A 16,907-nucleotide genomic window follows, 5' to 3' on the forward strand; every position below is an offset into this window, starting at 1 on the left:
GTGAAGTATACTACTTTATTCTTCCTTCATCGAGTTTTGTTCTGCCTCTTTTGGTGCTTCATACATATTTACTTGGCTAGTAGTCCCACGTGTCGACAAATTCTCTACGATTTCCTTCAAGTCAAGTCCTGTTGTCGCTTTTAATGTTTCTTGAGTAGTAGAAAGCAAGTTTGTGGCATAATTTGTCACTCGGTTCGCTCCACTGGTTTCTCCTGAGCTGCTTCCTGTATCGACAACAGAGATTTTTTCGATATTTCCTAGCGGCTGTGCTGCTTCGCGCATCAATTGCGGTAGCATATCGATAACCATACTCAAGACAGCTGCTTCGCCATATTCCTTGAAGGCATTGGCAATTTTTTGTTTTGCTTCGGCTTCTGCTTTTCCTTTTGCTAATGCTGCTTCTGCTTCTGCCTGTCCAGCTAACCTTGTCTTATTGGCTTCCGCTTCTGCTAGTGCTTCCACACGGAAACGTTCGGCTTCTGCTTCGGTCACTTCTTTGACTTTTTGAGCTTGTGCTTCTTGTTCTTTAGCGTAACGATCGGCATCTGCTTTTTTCTTCACTTCCGAATCGTATTGCTTTTCTCGACGTGTAATTTCTTTTTCTTCCAATTCAATTTGTTTTTGACGCTCTATGATTTTGATTTGCATTTCTTGCTCGATTACTTGTTGTTGTGCTCTGGCGCTTTCCAAGTTGTAGGCTTGGTCTGCTTTCGCTTTAGCAACATCTTGTTCTTGTTTGTAGGTTGCTAGTTTCAATTCTTTTTCTTTCAATGATTCGGCGATTTCTGTTTGTCGTTGTAATTCAGCTGCTTGTGATTCTTTTTCTGCTTGAGCTTTTTTGATACGCGTTTCTTTTAAAGCTTCTGCTTCTGCTATATCTGCATCTCTTTTGACTTGGGCGATTCTTGGTTTCCCTAAAGAGTCGAGATAACCATTTTTGTCTCTGACCTCTTTGATAGTGAAAGAAACAATGATCAATCCCATTTTTGCAAGGTCTACAGAAGCGACTTCTTGTACGCTTTGACTGAACTTATCACGATTTTGGTAGATTTCTTCTACAGTCATAGAACCTAGAATCGAGCGTAAGTGACCTTCCAATACTTCTCTTGCTTCATTCTCCAATTCTTCTCTAGTCTTACCTAAAAACTGTTCTGCTGCTGTAGCAATCTCTTCTACAGAAGAACCAATTTTGATGATCGAAGTACCGTCACACATCACCGGTACGCCTTGTTCTGTATACACTTCTGGAGTAGAAACGTCCAATTTGCTGGATAATAGACTGATTCGATTCGAACGTTGGAAAACCGGCAAGACGAACGCTCCGCCTCCTCGCACGATTTTGATTTTGTTGTTACTTTCATCTTTGTGTACATTTTTGCTTCCTAAATAACTTCCACTGATGATCAACGCTTCATCTGGTTTTGCTGTTTGGTATTTCGCTACAAAGACGATCAGCAGCATCAACAAAATCAACGCTGCGATTGCGATCGCGATAAAAACAACTGGTATTCCCATTTAACACACGCTCCTTTAAGCTTTTATCATGCTTTCATAAGGCATGACATAACAGATTCTTTCCTTGATCTCAATGATCAATACTTTCGTTCCCCGCTCCGCTATCTGTTCTTGGGGGCTGTAAAAACAAGCTGGACGACTAATGGAACCGGTAACACTTTTTAATTGGATTTCTCCCATGCCCCGTACAGGGATTGGTGTGATTACAACAGCTACTTGCCCTTCCAAAGTCTTTTCAGAAGACGACATCGTTGATTCGGCATGTTTCATCGGCATCAATAGATAGAAATTAAGCAAAAATACCAAAACTGTCGATATGGCTCCACTGGCAATAAATAAAAATAAAGAGGATTGATCCGTTTGACGCTCACCAAGAAAACCAAACAAACTTGTAAAAGTTAGCCAAGGGATAATAAGCATTGGATCAAGTGGGCCATCAAAGTCGAAGACATCTCCAAAAATAATCAAAAGAACTGCCAACCCCGCACAAATCAGCAATGTATACCAATAAATCGTCTCAAGTGCGATTCCCCCTATCATATACACGCCTCCTTCCATTTCTACGTCTATCATACCAATGTTTGAAAATTCTGTATAGCTTCTTTCACCGATTCAAAGGTATTTATTCATAGAACGCTTCTATTTATCAATGCCAATTTGTTAATTTTAGTTTTTCATGTTAAAATTTTCACAATAAATTCTTTCGAGGTATCCTATGTTTCCTTTCCTTAAGAAAAAACCATTAAAGCTCCAAAATACGATCATTCTTGTCGTTTGTTTCTCCACATTCGTTTCTTTGATTGTTTCTGCCATATTGATTAGGAATTTTATTCTTTCGATGAACCGATCTAGTGTGTCAGATAGAATCTCTAGCATCGCTAAAATCGTTGCCAGCGATAAACTCATCCAAAAAAAGCTTCAGACTGGTGATCCGACACATGTGATTCAAGGAATCACGAATGAAGTCATGGTGGCATCGAATTTAGATTTTATTGTTGTCATGGACCCTGAAGGCATTCGATATTCTCACGCAGACCCAAGTTACATCGGCCTTCCTTTCTCAAGTCATGAAGATGTGAAAAAAGTGATTGGAGGACAAGAATTTTTCTCTGAAAAAGAAGGAATGTTAGGGTTCGGCTTCCGCTATTTCGTCCCTATTTATTATGATCAAGAGATTATTGGTGCAGTTTGTGTTGGCTTGACGAACAACACGATCGACAATCAGGTCAAAGATGGACAAAAAATGATTGTTTTTTCATTGATCATCGGACTTAGCGTAGGCATCATAGGCGCCGTTTTTCTTGCCCAAAAAATGAAAAAAGTACTACTTGGACTTGAACCGCAAGAAATAGCGGAACAGTTAAGCGAAAAAACGATTATCGAAAATGAAGTAGATGAAGGAATACTGGCCATCTCTTCTGATAAAACTATCCTCTTGATCAATACACCTGCAAAAAATATTTTCTATCAAACAAAACGGCTGTCGGATTTCGAAGTAGGAAAAAAAATCAGCGATAATCTATATGACGTATTGTTTAAAGAGACAATCGAGCATCAGACGACTGTTCGGACTCAATCCATGTATTTAAATGGGATAGAAACTATTTCTAGCGTTACACCTCTTTTCAGCAATGACCGTTTTTTAGGAGCAGTCGCAACTTTACGAAATCGATCAGAAGTAATGAAATTAATGGAGGAGCTCGGAGGGACGAAACAATATATAAACTCTATGAGAGCTCAAACTCATGAATTTATGAATAAACTTCACGTCATTTCTGGCTTGATTGACTTGAAGAAGTATGAAGAAGTCACCCATTTTATCCAACAGCTAAATCAAAATTATAAAAAAGAGATTGGTCAAGTCTCAAATCTGATCAAAGTCCCTGCGATTGCCGGTTTTTTATTAGGCAAAATAAACGAAGCCAAAGAACAATCTGTTGAAATGTTGTTAGAAAGCGATTCTTTTATCCCTAAAATGGAGATGGACGACTCCATCCATTCACTTTTGCAAGTGTTAGGGAACTTACTTGATAATGCTAAAGAAGCCGTACTTCAAATGCCTGAAAGAAACGGACAGGTTCGGCTCCATTTAAACTATGACACAGAAGCGGAAGTATTCATCGTGACCGTCTGCGATGACGGTGTCGGAATATCAGAAGAAATCTCAGAAAAAATATTTACGCTAGGTTTTTCGACGAAAGGAATCAATCGTGGATATGGGTTGAATATCATCCATTCAATTGTCAAACGTCACGGTGGGATCTTAGAATTTTCCAAACAAACAAATGGCGGTACAATCGTCTATCTAGAATTACCAAAAAAGGAAGATCAAAATGATGACAAATGTCCTAATAATTGAAGATGATCCAATGGTTGCAGAATTGAATCGTACGTTTGTGGAAAGTATACCTAATATGAACGTAATCGAAAGTTTCAGAAATGTAGAAGAAGGAAAAAAATATTTCAGACAAAAAAACGCAGATCTGCTCTTGCTTGATGTATATATGCCTGGCGAAAGTGGCATCCATTTTTTATCTTGGCTGAGACAGCAAGGAAACGATATCCCAGTGATCTTGATAACCGCTGCAGATGATATCGAAACCATAAAAAATGTGATCCGATATGGTGCCTTAGATTATTTGATCAAACCCTTCACTTTGCAACGTTTCCAGTTGGCGATTGAAAAATACCTTGCTTTCTCTCAGACGATCCAAACGACTGAAAAAGCAGATCAGAAATTGATCGATCAAGTATTCAACCATACTACTCCCATTCACGAAGCACCTTCATTCATTGATTTGCCTAAAGGTCTGTCAAAACTGACTTTAAAAAAAATCAGTGCATCTATCCTAAAAGAAGAGACTATTTTTTCAACAAAAGAACTGGCTCAAAAAAGTGCACTTTCTCGTATCTCCGTCAAGAAATATTTAAATTTTTTGGTAGAACAAGATATACTGAATGAAAGAATCAGATATTTGGAGATTGGCCGACCACTAACCTGTTATGAATTGACAAAGAATGGGCGAAAAAAACTCACAGATTATTGTTAAGTCATCGAGTTATCTAATATTAAATAAAGGCTGTGACAAAAGTCTTGTCACAGCCTTTATTTCCGAATAAACGGTGTTCCAGAAGTAGCTTCTTCGAAAAATAAGCCGAAATTTCACAAAAATTTGAGAAGCAATTTTCGTAAATTCCTTCTTATTTCTTGAAGCTGACCACTTCTGTCACAACCTCTATTTTTAAACATATTAGTGATGAGTGCCCATGTTTCTTTACTTTAATTGACGCGCTTTAGGAAGAGATACCTCATTTTTCGTTTTTCCAGTTTCGATTATTTCGCGGAAGTTCTCGAAGCTTGTCGAAATCATATTTGACAATGCCTCATCTGTATTTGAACCTACATGAGGGGTTATAAGAACTCTAGGGTACAATTCTACTAGTTGCTGGATAGCAGGATCTGGAATCGTCTCCCATGGCTTGAAAGATCGGAAAAAGACATCTGTTTCATTTGCAAAAACATCGGTTGCAAAACCAGCTAAATGATTGCTTTTCAAAGCTCTTAAAATAGCTTCATTATCTTGAAGCTCTCCACGAGCTGTATTGATCAAGATACTGCCTCTTTTCATTTGAGCCAAAAATCCTTCATTGATCATTTGATCGTTTTCACCTGGGATATGAGGTACATGGATACTGACGATATCGCTTTTTGCTAACAATTCTTCGAGTGAGTGAAACGTCAATACTTTTTTAGCAGCTTCTGTCTGATGGATATCATAACCGATTACTTTGGCTCCTAGCCCCTTAAACAAAACCGCTTCCGTCAATCCTATTCTGCCTGTTCCTATGATACCTACTGTGCAATTTCTGATTTCACGGCTAAACATTTGTTCATCCACTCGAAAATCTTTGAAAGATGTTCGGATCGTTGTATACGCTGTATTTCTCAAAAGCATCATGGCAAAAGTCAAAGATAATTCTGCTATAGCATTTGGCGAATATGATGGTACACGGGCTACTGTCATACCAAAATCAGCTACCGCTTGTAGATTGATATGATTGACTCCCACAGTACGGGTAAAAACATAGCGAATCCCATATTTCTGCATTTTTGCAAGATTGATCTCATCTGCTATACAATTTCCTCTCAGCAGGACAGCATCATGGTCCTTAGCTGATTCAATATTGTCATGCGTCAGTAGTTCTTCATAAAGACTCAGTTCATAATGGTAAATATTCAATTGCTCAAAAAAATCGATCTCATTCGGACGAACACCATAACATGCGATTCTCATACTTTCCTCCTCCATTTCCTATCAAAACAAACCTATGCCGTGAATCATTTGCAATACAACGATCCATACAGGTGTCAGTACTACAGCAAAAATAGTTGACAGTAAGGATGCATTAGAGGCTAAAAGTGCCTCCCTATCAAAACTGATAGCATAGGCTGCTGCCACAGTTGCGGCTGGTGTAGCCATCATGATAACAATCGTTGCCAGTGCTTCAAAATTGACCGGTAGAATATTTGTTGCCGTCAAAACTGCTAAAATCACGATATTCAACGCAGGCACAAATACCACTTTGACTAAACTGTAATACCATGATGTTTTTTCAGAAGCAGCTTTTTTGAAACTTACTTCACCTAATGTTGCGCCGATTGCTAGCCATGCCAATGGCGAACTTAAACCAGCTAAATAATCCATTGGCTGAAATAGCCAAGGTGCTGTCTGGTCAATTCGCAAAAACGCTACTTGGCTTATCTCTCCTTCTGCACCTGTAACTGACACTTGTGGAAGATATCCTTGGAACAGCCAAATGAAAAGGCCGGCAAAAGTAGCGATGATGATTGGATTAACGAACATCGCTTTGATATTTTTGGCTTCCATCTTCAAGCCACTCATTTTTATGTATCCATAAGAATACAAAAAGATCCGATAACCAATGTTGAAAATCGAGGAATACATCACGCCGACCGGTCCATAAATCGCACTGACGATCGGTGTCCCGAAAAAGGTCGTAGAACCAAAGATTGTCAGGACACGCAACGTTGATTGCTTATCCCCTTTATAACTTAAGAAAAAAGGTCTTGAAACTAGAATAAGAATAATATAAATCACTAACCCCCAAATCAAGACATTGATTCCTTGCATTAATAGTTCTGTATTGATATCTTGCATGAAAGCTCGAAATGCAAGTGCTGGCAGAGCCACTGTTAAAACAACTTTCGATAGGATTTTTCCAACAGATTCAGAAAAAATTTCCTTTTTTCTACAAATAAACCCTAATAATATAATAAAAACTGTTGAAGTGATTGCACTAACAATCGACATATCTGTCAAAGTCGATCGGAAAATATCAAATAAATTCATCTTTTCCCTCCTATTAATGTTCATTTATTCACAATACAAAATACTTTTATTTAGCTAATACGTATTAACATTTTTTATTTTATCTTTATATTGTTAACTATTGAACAATAAGGAATTAAAGAAACTTTTGAAACTTATGTAAAGTGATATTCGTTAGAACACAAAAAAACCTTAAAACCAAACTTGAGAAGTTTCGTTTTAAGGTTATCTTGGATTATATTATGCGTGGAAACGTTCCACACCATCTAGATAAGTTGCTTCCAATGTCATATCAGGGTTCAATACGATAAAGTCTGCGTCGCGTCCTTGAGCGATTTTTCCACATGTGTCATCGATTTTACAGCTGATTGCTGGAATCAGACTAGCCATCATGACTGCTTGTTCTGGTGTTGCTAGTCCCCAATCCACGACATTCTTAATTGCTTCTTTCAATTTCAAGATACTTCCAGCTAAGTTGCCAGATTCCAAACGTGCCGTTCCTTCTTTTACTACTACCGGAAATTCACCTAAATTGTAATTTCCATCAGGCATCCCACCGGCCATCATACAGTCTGTAATTAAAGCGACATGCTCATGTCCTGCTTTTTCCATTAGGATTCCTGCCGCATTTGGATGTACATGATGTCCGTCACAAATCAATTCAGAAAAGACATGTTCTAAAGATAATAACGCACCCACCATACCTGGTTCGCGATGATTCAATCCGCGCATCCCATTGAAAGCATGGACAAACACGCTGGCACCTGCTTCAACGGCTTTTTGCGCTTCTTCTAGCGTAGCGTTACTGTGCCCCAAAGAAACAACTACTCCTTCTTCAGTCACTTGTTTGACAAACTCTTCTACGCCTTGACGTTCCGGTGCTAAAGCAATTTTTTTGATCAAACCGCCTGAAGCTTCTTGCCATTCATGGAAAGTATCCAAATCAGGATCACCGAAATAACTTGGGTTTTGTGCCCCTTTGTGTTCTTCTGTGAAGAAAGGACCTTCAAAATAGATTCCTTTGATTTTAGCTCCTGGTGCTTCCTGATACATTTTGCCGATTGTCTCAGCTACATCTTTTAAACGTTCTTTGCTTGACGTCAATGTTGTTGGTAAAAATGAAGTCACTCCACAAGATAATAGACCTTCAGACATCACTTTGATACCTTCTGCATCGTTATCCATTACATCATGATTCATATAGCCGTGAATATGTGTATCTACCAAACCAGGAGCAATCCATTTGCCGCTTTGGTCAATGATGTTGACTTCTCCCTCAGGTAGTTCTTTGGTGTATTCACCAAAAAGCCCATCGGTAATTTCAAGATAGCCTGCATTTTTGACGCCTGACGCTAAAAAGAATTTGTCAGCATAGATAAAAGTTCTCATTCTATTCTCTCCCTTTGTTTTTCTACCTCTAAAGTACTCTTATTTAGAGAAGAAGTCAAGAATGGTCTACACCATTTATAGATTTTTTGAAATTTGTTTCACAGCTTGTGCCAATCCTTCATAAAATGCTGCTCTATCTGGTTCTTCTTTACGCTTATATATCAAGCTCTTAAGCACAAATAAATCATTGAGATAATAGTAACTATTTTTCTCTTGAGCCCAATAGATTCCTTGGTTCACCTGCTCTAGTGCTTCATCAATTTCATTTTGATGGAATAAGAAATTTCCATAATTATAAAAAATTTGCGAAAATTCACTTTTTGATCGTTCATCAGCTGATTGATGCAGCAGTTGGATGCTTCGACTCAAATAGTAGCGGGCTTCAGCAGTTTTTCCTGCCACACCATATATTTTTCCGATACAACTAATCAGTTGTATTTCTGTGTCAGAGACATGGATTCTTTCTTTTTGGCTAGAGTAGCTTAATGCTTCTTTTAAATAATAAAGAGACTGAGAAATATTTTGACGCAACGTGAATTCACAAACACCGAGATAATAATAATATCGTTGAAAGTCAGCTGCTTGATACAGATTCTCAGAAATATCAGAAGATTTTAGTACTTGTTCTAACTTGCGATAATCACGTTTTTGGAAACAACTATCCAACAGTTCAAATAATTTATCGTTTGTCCGAGTAGTTTTTCGAGAGAGATTCATCACATGATCAATCGTTACTCCTAGCCGTTGACAAATCTGCATCATCACCAATACATTCGGCAGTTCCTCATTATTTTCGATCCGGCTTAGTACACTTTGTGAACAAATATCTTGCGAAAGCATCTTTTGCGTCATTTTTTGTTCTTTTCGAATCTCTTTAATGATCGTGCCAAAGGACTCGATTAACGTTTCCATAAGTATCCTCCCCAAAATATGCGTATTCGCATTCTATCCGTATTTTACTTTAGGAAGTCGCAAACTTCAAGAAAAGACTTGCAACTAAATAATATGACTTTAGTTATTTAAGAGATCCCCATTAGAAAGAGAGCCTCAGTATATTTGTCTGTGGCTCTCTTGCTGGAAAATTTGCTTTTTTTAAAGTCACTTTTGTCGATATGTCGCTAAAAATTCTCTCATTTTCTTAGCCGTTTGTTTCAAATCATCCATTTTAGGAAGATAGACGATCCGAAAATGATCTGGCTGGTTCCAATTGAATCCGCCACCGTGTACGAGCAGAATATGATGTTCATGTAAAAAATCCAAGACGAATTTTTCATCATCCAAAATATTGAATCGTTTTGTATCGATTTTAGGGAATATATAAAAAGCAGCTTTTGGTTTTACAGCTGAAAGACCAGGAATATCATTGATTGCATTATAGATATATTCTCTTTGCTCATAGATCCTTCCGCCTGGCAGGAGCAGCTCATCAACACTTTGATAACCGCCTAGCGCCGTTTGGATGATTTGCTGAGACAAGACGTTGGAACACAAACGCATGGAAGACAACATATTCAGCCCTTCTATATAGCCTTTGACGTGTGATTTATCTCCGCTTAGGACCATCCAGCCGACTCGAAAGCCTGCTACACGATGAGACTTGGATAGACCGTTCAGCGTAACAACGAACAAATCAGGCGCTAATGTAGCAATCGGAATATGTTCTAGGCCATCCATCACTAAGCGGTCATAGATTTCATCAGAATAAATAATCAGGTTGTTTTGTCGGGCTACTTCAACGATTTCTTCTAATAATTCTTTTGGATAAAGTGCCCCAGTAGGATTATTAGGATTAATGATGACGATCGCTTTTGTCCGACTCGTTATTTTTGATTTGATATCATCAATATCAGGATACCATTCTGCCTCTTCATCGCAAATATAATGAACAGGTGTACCTCCAGCTAAAGCAATCGAGGCAGTCCACAACGGATAGTCCGGCATTGGAACCAGTACTTCATCTCCATTGTCTAGCAACCCTTGCATACACATCGTGATCAGCTCGCTGACTCCGTTTCCGGTATAGATATCATTGATCGTCACATTCGGAAAATGTTTCAGTTGGCAATATTGCTCAATTGCTTTTCTAGCAGAAAAAATTCCCTTGGAGTCTGAGTAGCCTTCCGAATCACGAGCATTCATGATCAAATCACGAATGACTTCGTTTGGTGCCTCGAATCCAAAAGGTGCGGGATTTCCTGTATTCAATTTTAAAATACTGATGCCCTCTTCTTGCATCCGCTCTGCTTCTTCTAGAACCGGACCGCGAACGTCGTAACTAACACCTTCTAATTTGTTGGATTTTTCAAATTCTCTCATCACTTAGCCAATCCCTCATTTCAAAAAGTTAGAACTTTCCAAATTTTTTGTTATTTACTATTTCAATATCATACTCCATCCTAGAAAAATTTGCCACTTATTTAGGAAAAACATAAGTATCAGAAAAACGCTGAGAAGCGCTGAGAACTTACTGGTCATGATAGTCATTCCATAGATTTGCTGCCCAATCCATTGCAACCCCACAAATAATTCCCAGCATCAACCCAAATAGAAAACGACCAAATGCAAGGCCAATCAATATGCCTAGAATCATCCCCAGTCCTGAAAATTCTCCGTCATATTTCTCCATCTTCATAAGACCTCCCACTTTTTGAGCTTGACAACTATGTAAAACCTCGCTATCATTATTGTGTTATTATTTATGCAGACGTGATGGAACGGCAGACATGCCACTTTCTATTAGTAGGTCTGTAGTTTTATATCAGGCAGATGTGTTGGAATTGGCAGACAAGCATGATTGAGGGTCATGTGAGCGTTAGCTCGTGTGGGTTCGAGTCCCATCATCTGCATTTTTCTTTCAAAACAAGCGGCTAGGACATTTTTGTCTCAGCCGCTTTTCTTTTTCTCGTTCATTCTTTCATCTTATTGAACCTTTTTTCTTGGGTATAGACTTTTCTCATATTCTACCACAATTTTTGGTTTTCCTAACACATGATAAGATCTCACAACGAATTGTTTTCTATTATTGTAATATCCTGTAACAACTAGTTTCATCCCTTCGTCTACTTCAGCTAGGAAGTTCAAACTATGGGAAGCAATCAAACAATTGACCTCATTTAAGCTAAAACGAATCAGTGGTCTGGCGCTGATCTGCAACGTACGGATCTTATCTACTGTTCCATATTTTTTCTCCATTGCCTTCACCTCATTACTATTATACGAACATACATTCCCTTTTGTAAAGAGGAAACACTCTTTATCTTGCGATTTTTTATCCAGCTATTTTTCTTAAAGAACATATAACTTTTCTTACAACGATGAAGGACCACTTATTAACAAAAAAGCGGCAACAGCATAAATTGCTGTCGCCGCATTGCTGATCAAGGGTTACTTATCGTAAAAGATTATTTACTCAAATGTTCTTCAACGATTTGTTGAGATTTATCAGCTGTATCTTCCACTTCGCCTTTTGCTTTTTCTAACTTTTGAATATATTGTTTCAAACTTGTGTTTTCAGCAGTTGCTTCGTCTAATTTTTTTTGCGTATCTGCTAACTGAGTTTCTAAATTTGCTTTTTCTTGTGTCAGTGTTGCGATTTGTTGGTTCAAACCATTTACAGTATTTTGTAATTCTGAAAGTTTTGCTTGTGCTTCTTGTAGTCTTGCAGTCCAGTCTGCAGTCAAACGATTGATTTCATCATTTTTTTGGTTGATTTCGTCTAGTTTCGCATTGATTTCATTTTGTTTGCTTTGTAGTTGTGCATCCTTGCTGACTAATTGACTTTCTAAGTTTTGTTTTTCTGCTGCCGATTGATTTTTTTGGTTTTCTAATTCATTTACTTTTGTTTGGTATTCTTGGACATCTGCCTTTGAATCTTGCAATGTCTGTTCTTTTTGTGCTAGTTGAGCGGTAAGATCTGTAATCGTTTGCTCTTTATCTGTCAACGTATGGTCAAGCTGTGTCAGATTCTCATTGATTGTATCGATATCTGTCTCTCCACCCCACAAAATAATTTCATTTGCGTAACGCGTGCCTGTATAGCCAATTAGACATAGAAATGCAACCACGATCCCACCAGCAATAATTTTCTTTTTCATTATGTAGCTCCTTCATTCAATATTTTTACACACTAAAAGTAAGTGATTTCACATGCAATGTCAAGCACTTTTAAATCACAGTTGTAATTTTAATAGAAACGCTATTAAATTCTCATTTAATCTTCCTTTTTTATGTATCTGAAAAACTTTTCATAGAGAAAAATATACCTTAACACTTTCTTAAATATAGATGTATGGTAAAAATAAATGAAAAAAACTAGTTTTTCTTAAACGTAATCCTTTTCATTTCATAAATTACTGTGTTTATTACAAAAAACGTGGATTTGTCATAAATTGTCATGCTTCTTTTACCTATGAAATATTTTCACGTGTTAAAGTATTCCTCGTTGAACACAACAAATAAAACTTTTTAACGAATAAAGGAGATTTTTCATGACATCACTTAAAACTTTACTTTTTGGAACAACTTTGGCTGCCGGTGCTGCATTCTTCATGGGAACGACTGCTCATGCGGACGAAGCTTATACCGTTCAATCAGGTGATACTCTATCAACGATTTCTCAAAAATACGTTGGTGACAACTCCTTGGTCAATGCCATTGCAGAATCAAATTCAATTTCTGACATTAACCTGATCTACTCAGGACAACAATTAACGATTCCAACAGAAGGCTCTGCACAAGCAGCTGCTGAACCTCAAGCAGCCGTTCAAGAAGCACCAGTCCAAGCTGAACCTGTTCAAGCTGAACAACCTGTTGTACAAGAAACGGTTCAAACGGAAACACCAGCAGCACCTGTTGCTGAAACACAACCTGCTCCTGCTGCAACAGAAACAGCTGCGGCTCCAGCAAGCACAAGTTCTGCAAAAGAATGGATCGCACAAAAAGAATCAAGCGGTTCTTACACAGCAACGAACGGACGCTACATCGGACGTTACCAACTAGATTCTTCTTACTTAAATGGTGACTACTCTGCTGCGAACCAAGAAAAAGTGGCAGAACAATATGTTACTTCACGTTATGGTTCTTGGGAAGCTGCGAAAGCATTCTGGGAAGCAAACGGTTGGTACTAAGATTCATTTATTAATCGAACGGTTTACTTTTATACAAAGAAAGCCAAAAAGAGGTGCGACACTAGTTGTGTCACACCTCTTTTTTATTTACCTAATCTAATGAAACGTTCCAAGTTTTGATAAGTATTTTTCTTAACTTCTTCAACTGATAGCTCTTTGATTTCAGCGATTGTCTTTAACTGTTCTTCAAGCAGTGAGACATAATCTTTTTCTGAAAAACTATCCCCTAATGCCCACTCTGCTGCATGTAGTCCATCCGTTTCAATAAGTAAGTGGTCGATTGGGACTGTTTTAGCTAGTTGCCAGACTGCTGGGTTCTTTTTCAAATCAAGACCAATGCTGAAATAACAGCCTAAATCAATATAGTCTTGTTGATAGTCCAAAGAAGAATACCAATGAATCAAATAGTGATTAGGGTAAGCTTGGATATAGCTTAAGATCTCTTTTTCGCATCCTTTTGTATGCAGTACAACAGGTTTCTTATTTATGGCTGCAAAAGCAAGCTGTTGCTCAAACACCCTTTTTTGTGTAGGCAGCGGCACATTCGTCCAGATATTGTCTAACCCTATTTCACCGATGATCCTTGCTTTTTTCAAAAAAAGCTCAACTTGTGCAAACGTATAGCTATCCGCTTTCCAAGGATGGATACCGTAACTTAAGACTTGATTCTTGCTTGTTGCAAGCCGTCTGTTTTCCTCCCATTCTTCTGGCGAATCACAATTAATGATCGTCAAAATCGTGTGTTCTTGCTGAAGGAGTGCTAAACTCTGACTCCCATCTAAATGGCAATGAGCATCACTTAACATCTAATTCACCTGCCAATAACTGATAAATCGTTTGCTTCAACTCTGATTGCTGCAGTAGCCATTCACGTGACCGTCGTTTTTCAGGCACTTGAATCTCAGCAATCACATGTGCCGGACGGGCGGAAAGCACAAGAATCCTGTCTGATAAATAAATTGCTTCTTCAATATCATGTGTCACGAGCAAAGTAGTCCGCTTTGCTTTTTTAGGCAGTTTCTGCATCCAGTCTTGCATCTGCCCTCTGGTCATAGCATCTAACGCTCCAAATGGTTCATCAAGAAGCAAGTAAGAAGAAGGATTCATGATTGTTCGTAACAAGGCCGTTCGCTGCTTCATCCCGCCAGATAATTGTTCCGGCAAAAAATGTTCATAGCCGTTTAACCCAAAGATATCCAGATAATCCCTTACTTGTTCTTCATTGATTGTTAGATGATTGATTTTTTGATATAACGTAACGTTTTGATAGACGCTCAGCCAAGGAAGTAACATATCTTCTTGCGGCATATAACTAAATGCTGTATGGAGACCAGTTACTTTTTGATCGTCTACTTTGATCGTTCCAGAAGTCATAGGCTGGACTCCTGTTAAAGTTTTCAACAATGTTGACTTACCGGCTCCGCTTGGCGCGACAATCGATGTAAAGGTATCTTTAGGGATAGTGAAATGGATGTCTTCTAATATTTTCAGGTTTTCAATGACTACATTCAAGTGGCTGATTTGGATTGACATATCTATCACTCCTATTTTATAAACTGATTAGTGAATAGTTCTTGCGAAGGTACATCTTGCTTGATCAATCCGTTTTCCTGCATAAAAGCTGTATAATTGCGCCAAACTTTTTCTTCCATCAATCCCCAATTCTCAGGATCATCCGTATAATTTTTTGACAAGAATGCTTGTGATTCTTCTAAGAACGTCCGATCATTTTCTTTTGCATATTTTTGCAACAGTTTAGCACTGTCATTTGGATCCTTAATAGCTTCCTGATAGCCTTTTTTCGTGGCATCCATAAAAGACTGTACCAATTCTGGATCATTTTTGATCAGTTGATCATTCGTAATAATTACCGGAGTATAGTAATCTAACCGTTCATCTAATTCTTTCAATGGGATATAGTTTAGTTCAATACCCGCTTCTTTTGCTTTGATCATATCCCAACCTTCAAAGTACCATTGGATATCTGAGGATTTTCCTAAGCTTTCTGGCCCTTCTCCATTGCTTCCTACCATTGTCAGTTTTGAAAAGTCACCGCCGTCTTTTTCCATCACAGCTTTTAAGACAGCTTCTTCACTTGGACTTTGCCAACCTGCATATGTTTTTCCTTCAAAATCTTTTGGTGAATGGATGTTACTATCTGATAGGGTGGCGAATCCAGAAGTATTATGTTTGATCACTGTAGCAATTGCTTTGACTGGTATATTCTGTCCATCTGCGTGAGCATAAGTGACATCTTCTTGATAACTTACACCAAATTGTGCTTTGTCCGCACCTACTAGACCAATACTTGTCGAATTATCTCCTGGTTCGATGATTTGGACATTTAAACCAGCCTCTTTATAATAGCCTTTTTCTTTTGCTAGGTAGATGCCAGTATGATTAGTATTCGGTACATAATCCAAAACAAGTGTCACTTTTTTCAAATCCTTTGTTTCTTGTTTGCTACTTGTTTCCTTTGCAGTGCCACAAGCGGATAAAAGCAACAGTAGCGGTAATAAAAGCCATAATTTTTTCATTTGATCCCCTTCTCTTAAAAAATATAAAGCATACGATAATACCCTTTTTTCAATAATGAACAAGCGCCATTCAGCAATAAACTCAATAGAATGACACAAATGATCGCAGCAAAAACTTTATCGATCTGGTAGCTGTTTTTTACGCGTATCATGTAATACCCTAAGCCTGCTTGAGCGCTTAGCCATTCTCCAACGACTGCTCCGCTGACACAATAAGTAGCAGCCACTTTTAAACCGGAAAAGAAGCCGGATAAACCCGCTGGTATTTTATATATTCGATAAATCTTCCCTGTATCTGCCCCCATCGTTTTCAAAAAGATGATTTGCTCTTTTGATACTTTCCTCAATGTATCCGAAAAAGAAACTACGATCGGAAAATAGCTTATCAAGACAACAAGGATCACTTTTGGAAGCATACCGAAACCAAACCATAGGGTAAGTAATGGCCCTAACACCATGATTGGCAACATTTGAGAAATCACTAATAATGGATAAAAAGACATTTCTAAGAACTTCCAATAATCCATTACCAAAGCAGTAATAAAAGAAAGAACGCTAGCTATTGCCAAACCAATCACTGCTTCATTTAATGTTGTGACAGAATGGGAAAGCAATACGTGTGCATCTGCTGCTAACGCAGAAAATACAGCAGCAGGTCCGGGTAAAATAAAAGCGGGCATTTTCCAAACTAAGACAACGATCTGCCAAATAATTAAAATGAATGCCATACTGACTGCTGGATAAAGATTTTTCTTCATTTAGACGCCTCCTTTCTTCTAATATGGATAACAAAAAACGCTTGAAATGGGCACGACATAGTAACCCGCTTCAAGCGTCTGCTATGTTTCTCCCTTCACCAGTATTAACTGACAGGTTCAATGGGTCTAAGTTCACAACTTACTCTCATGTCGTCTACGACATCCCCAGAAACAGGTATTCATTTTTTAAAGTGTAGCACAAGAAGGAAAAAGCAACAAGCGCTTTAGTTA

The 16,907-nt window shown here is 38.2% G+C and carries 17 protein-coding genes, 1 tRNA gene and 1 riboswitch; of the genes, 4 read left to right on the forward strand and 14 right to left on the reverse strand.

The annotated features are described in order from the left end of the window. Window positions 1–15: 15 nt before the first annotated feature. Both A5816_RS06355 and A5816_RS06360 read right to left on the reverse strand, forming a co-directional pair. A complete protein-coding gene (locus A5816_RS06355; RefSeq protein ID WP_086310975.1) occupies window positions 16–1,515 on the reverse strand; it encodes a flotillin family protein in 1,500 nt (499 codons plus the stop codon). A 15-nt stretch (window positions 1,516–1,530) separates the two neighbouring features. Further along, window positions 1,531–2,055: an NfeD family protein gene (locus A5816_RS06360; RefSeq protein ID WP_086310976.1), complete on the reverse strand. Its 525-nt coding sequence runs from the start codon at window positions 2,053–2,055 to the stop codon at window positions 1,531–1,533. A gap of 223 nt (window positions 2,056–2,278) precedes the next feature. Between A5816_RS06360 and A5816_RS06365 the strand changes: the two genes are divergently transcribed. Together A5816_RS06365 and A5816_RS06370 are read left to right on the forward strand one after the other, a co-directional pair. Then, entirely contained in the window at window positions 2,279–3,874 is a 1,596-nt protein-coding gene (locus A5816_RS06365) for an ATP-binding protein (protein WP_306297912.1), read from the forward strand. Then, window positions 3,849–4,565 carry a response regulator gene (locus A5816_RS06370; RefSeq protein WP_002374370.1) on the forward strand — a complete coding sequence of 239 codons (717 nt, stop codon included), beginning with the start codon at window positions 3,849–3,851 and terminating at the stop codon, window positions 4,563–4,565. The genes A5816_RS06365 and A5816_RS06370 overlap by 26 nt, the downstream gene beginning before the upstream one ends. A gap of 225 nt (window positions 4,566–4,790) precedes the next feature. On the opposite strand, the gene A5816_RS06375 is transcribed toward A5816_RS06370, so the two are convergent. From A5816_RS06375 to A5816_RS16235, 6 genes are all read right to left on the reverse strand, one after another. Further along, entirely contained in the window at window positions 4,791–5,810 is a 1,020-nt protein-coding gene (locus A5816_RS06375; protein WP_086310978.1) for a 2-hydroxyacid dehydrogenase, read from the reverse strand. Between the two features lie 21 nt (window positions 5,811–5,831). Next, a complete protein-coding gene (locus tag A5816_RS06380; RefSeq protein ID WP_025478486.1) occupies window positions 5,832–6,887 on the reverse strand; it encodes an AEC family transporter in 1,056 nt (351 codons plus the stop codon). Between the two features lie 219 nt (window positions 6,888–7,106). Then, window positions 7,107–8,255 carry an N-acetylglucosamine-6-phosphate deacetylase gene (nagA, locus tag A5816_RS06385; RefSeq protein ID WP_002292705.1) on the reverse strand — a complete coding sequence of 383 codons (1,149 nt, stop codon included), beginning with the start codon at window positions 8,253–8,255 and terminating at the stop codon, window positions 7,107–7,109. Window positions 8,256–8,330: 75 nt separating this feature from the next. After that, window positions 8,331–9,167: a helix-turn-helix domain-containing protein gene (locus tag A5816_RS06390; RefSeq protein ID WP_002374360.1), complete on the reverse strand. Its 837-nt coding sequence runs from the start codon at window positions 9,165–9,167 to the stop codon at window positions 8,331–8,333. 186 nt (window positions 9,168–9,353) lie between these two features. After that, a complete protein-coding gene (locus A5816_RS06395; RefSeq protein WP_002303757.1) occupies window positions 9,354–10,571 on the reverse strand; it encodes a pyridoxal phosphate-dependent aminotransferase in 1,218 nt (405 codons plus the stop codon). Window positions 10,572–10,719: 148 nt separating this feature from the next. After that, on the reverse strand, window positions 10,720–10,881 hold the full coding sequence (locus A5816_RS16235) for a hypothetical protein (protein WP_033795750.1): 162 nt from the start codon (window positions 10,879–10,881) through the stop codon (window positions 10,720–10,722). Window positions 10,882–11,017: 136 nt separating this feature from the next. Here A5816_RS16235 and A5816_RS06400 point away from each other — a divergent pair. After that, window positions 11,018–11,101: transfer RNA gene (locus A5816_RS06400), tRNA-Leu, on the forward strand. A 73-nt stretch (window positions 11,102–11,174) separates the two neighbouring features. On the opposite strand, the gene A5816_RS06405 is transcribed toward A5816_RS06400, so the two are convergent. Then, window positions 11,175–11,447, reverse strand: a complete 273-nt coding sequence (locus A5816_RS06405; protein WP_002374356.1) for a hypothetical protein — start codon at window positions 11,445–11,447, stop codon at window positions 11,175–11,177. 209 nt (window positions 11,448–11,656) lie between these two features. Further along, window positions 11,657–12,349: a DNA-directed RNA polymerase subunit omega gene (locus tag A5816_RS06410; protein WP_086310979.1), complete on the reverse strand. Its 693-nt coding sequence runs from the start codon at window positions 12,347–12,349 to the stop codon at window positions 11,657–11,659. 393 nt (window positions 12,350–12,742) lie between these two features. On the opposite strand from A5816_RS06410, the gene A5816_RS06415 reads away from it, so the two are divergent. Further along, the gene (locus tag A5816_RS06415; protein ID WP_038398848.1) at window positions 12,743–13,381 is read left to right on the forward strand and encodes a LysM peptidoglycan-binding domain-containing protein; all 639 of its coding nucleotides are present in this window, start codon (window positions 12,743–12,745) and stop codon (window positions 13,379–13,381) included. Between the two features lie 83 nt (window positions 13,382–13,464). Here the strand turns inward: A5816_RS06415 and A5816_RS06420 are convergent, their stop codons facing one another. From A5816_RS06420 to A5816_RS06435, 4 genes are read right to left on the reverse strand one after another with little or no spacing between them, the layout of a single operon-like run. Beyond that, a complete protein-coding gene (locus A5816_RS06420; protein ID WP_002372354.1) occupies window positions 13,465–14,187 on the reverse strand; it encodes a TatD family hydrolase in 723 nt (240 codons plus the stop codon). Beyond that, entirely contained in the window at window positions 14,177–14,914 is a 738-nt protein-coding gene (locus A5816_RS06425; RefSeq protein WP_002372353.1) for an ABC transporter ATP-binding protein, read from the reverse strand. The genes A5816_RS06420 and A5816_RS06425 overlap by 11 nt, the downstream gene beginning before the upstream one ends. 11 nt (window positions 14,915–14,925) lie before the next feature. Next, window positions 14,926–15,918 (reverse strand): ABC transporter substrate-binding protein, encoded by a 993-nt coding sequence (locus A5816_RS06430; protein WP_025478240.1) that lies wholly within the window; start codon window positions 15,916–15,918, stop codon window positions 14,926–14,928. Window positions 15,919–15,932: 14 nt separating this feature from the next. Continuing rightward, window positions 15,933–16,676, reverse strand: a complete 744-nt coding sequence (locus A5816_RS06435) for an ABC transporter permease (protein WP_086310980.1) — start codon at window positions 16,674–16,676, stop codon at window positions 15,933–15,935. A 73-nt stretch (window positions 16,677–16,749) separates the two neighbouring features. Then, a riboswitch (TPP riboswitch) is annotated at window positions 16,750–16,854 on the reverse strand. Between the last annotated feature and the right edge of the window lie 53 nt (window positions 16,855–16,907).

It is taken from the genome of Enterococcus sp. 3G1_DIV0629, assembly GCF_002141285.1.
Taxonomy (GTDB): Bacteria; Bacillota; Bacilli; order Lactobacillales; family Enterococcaceae; genus Enterococcus_B; species Enterococcus_B lactis.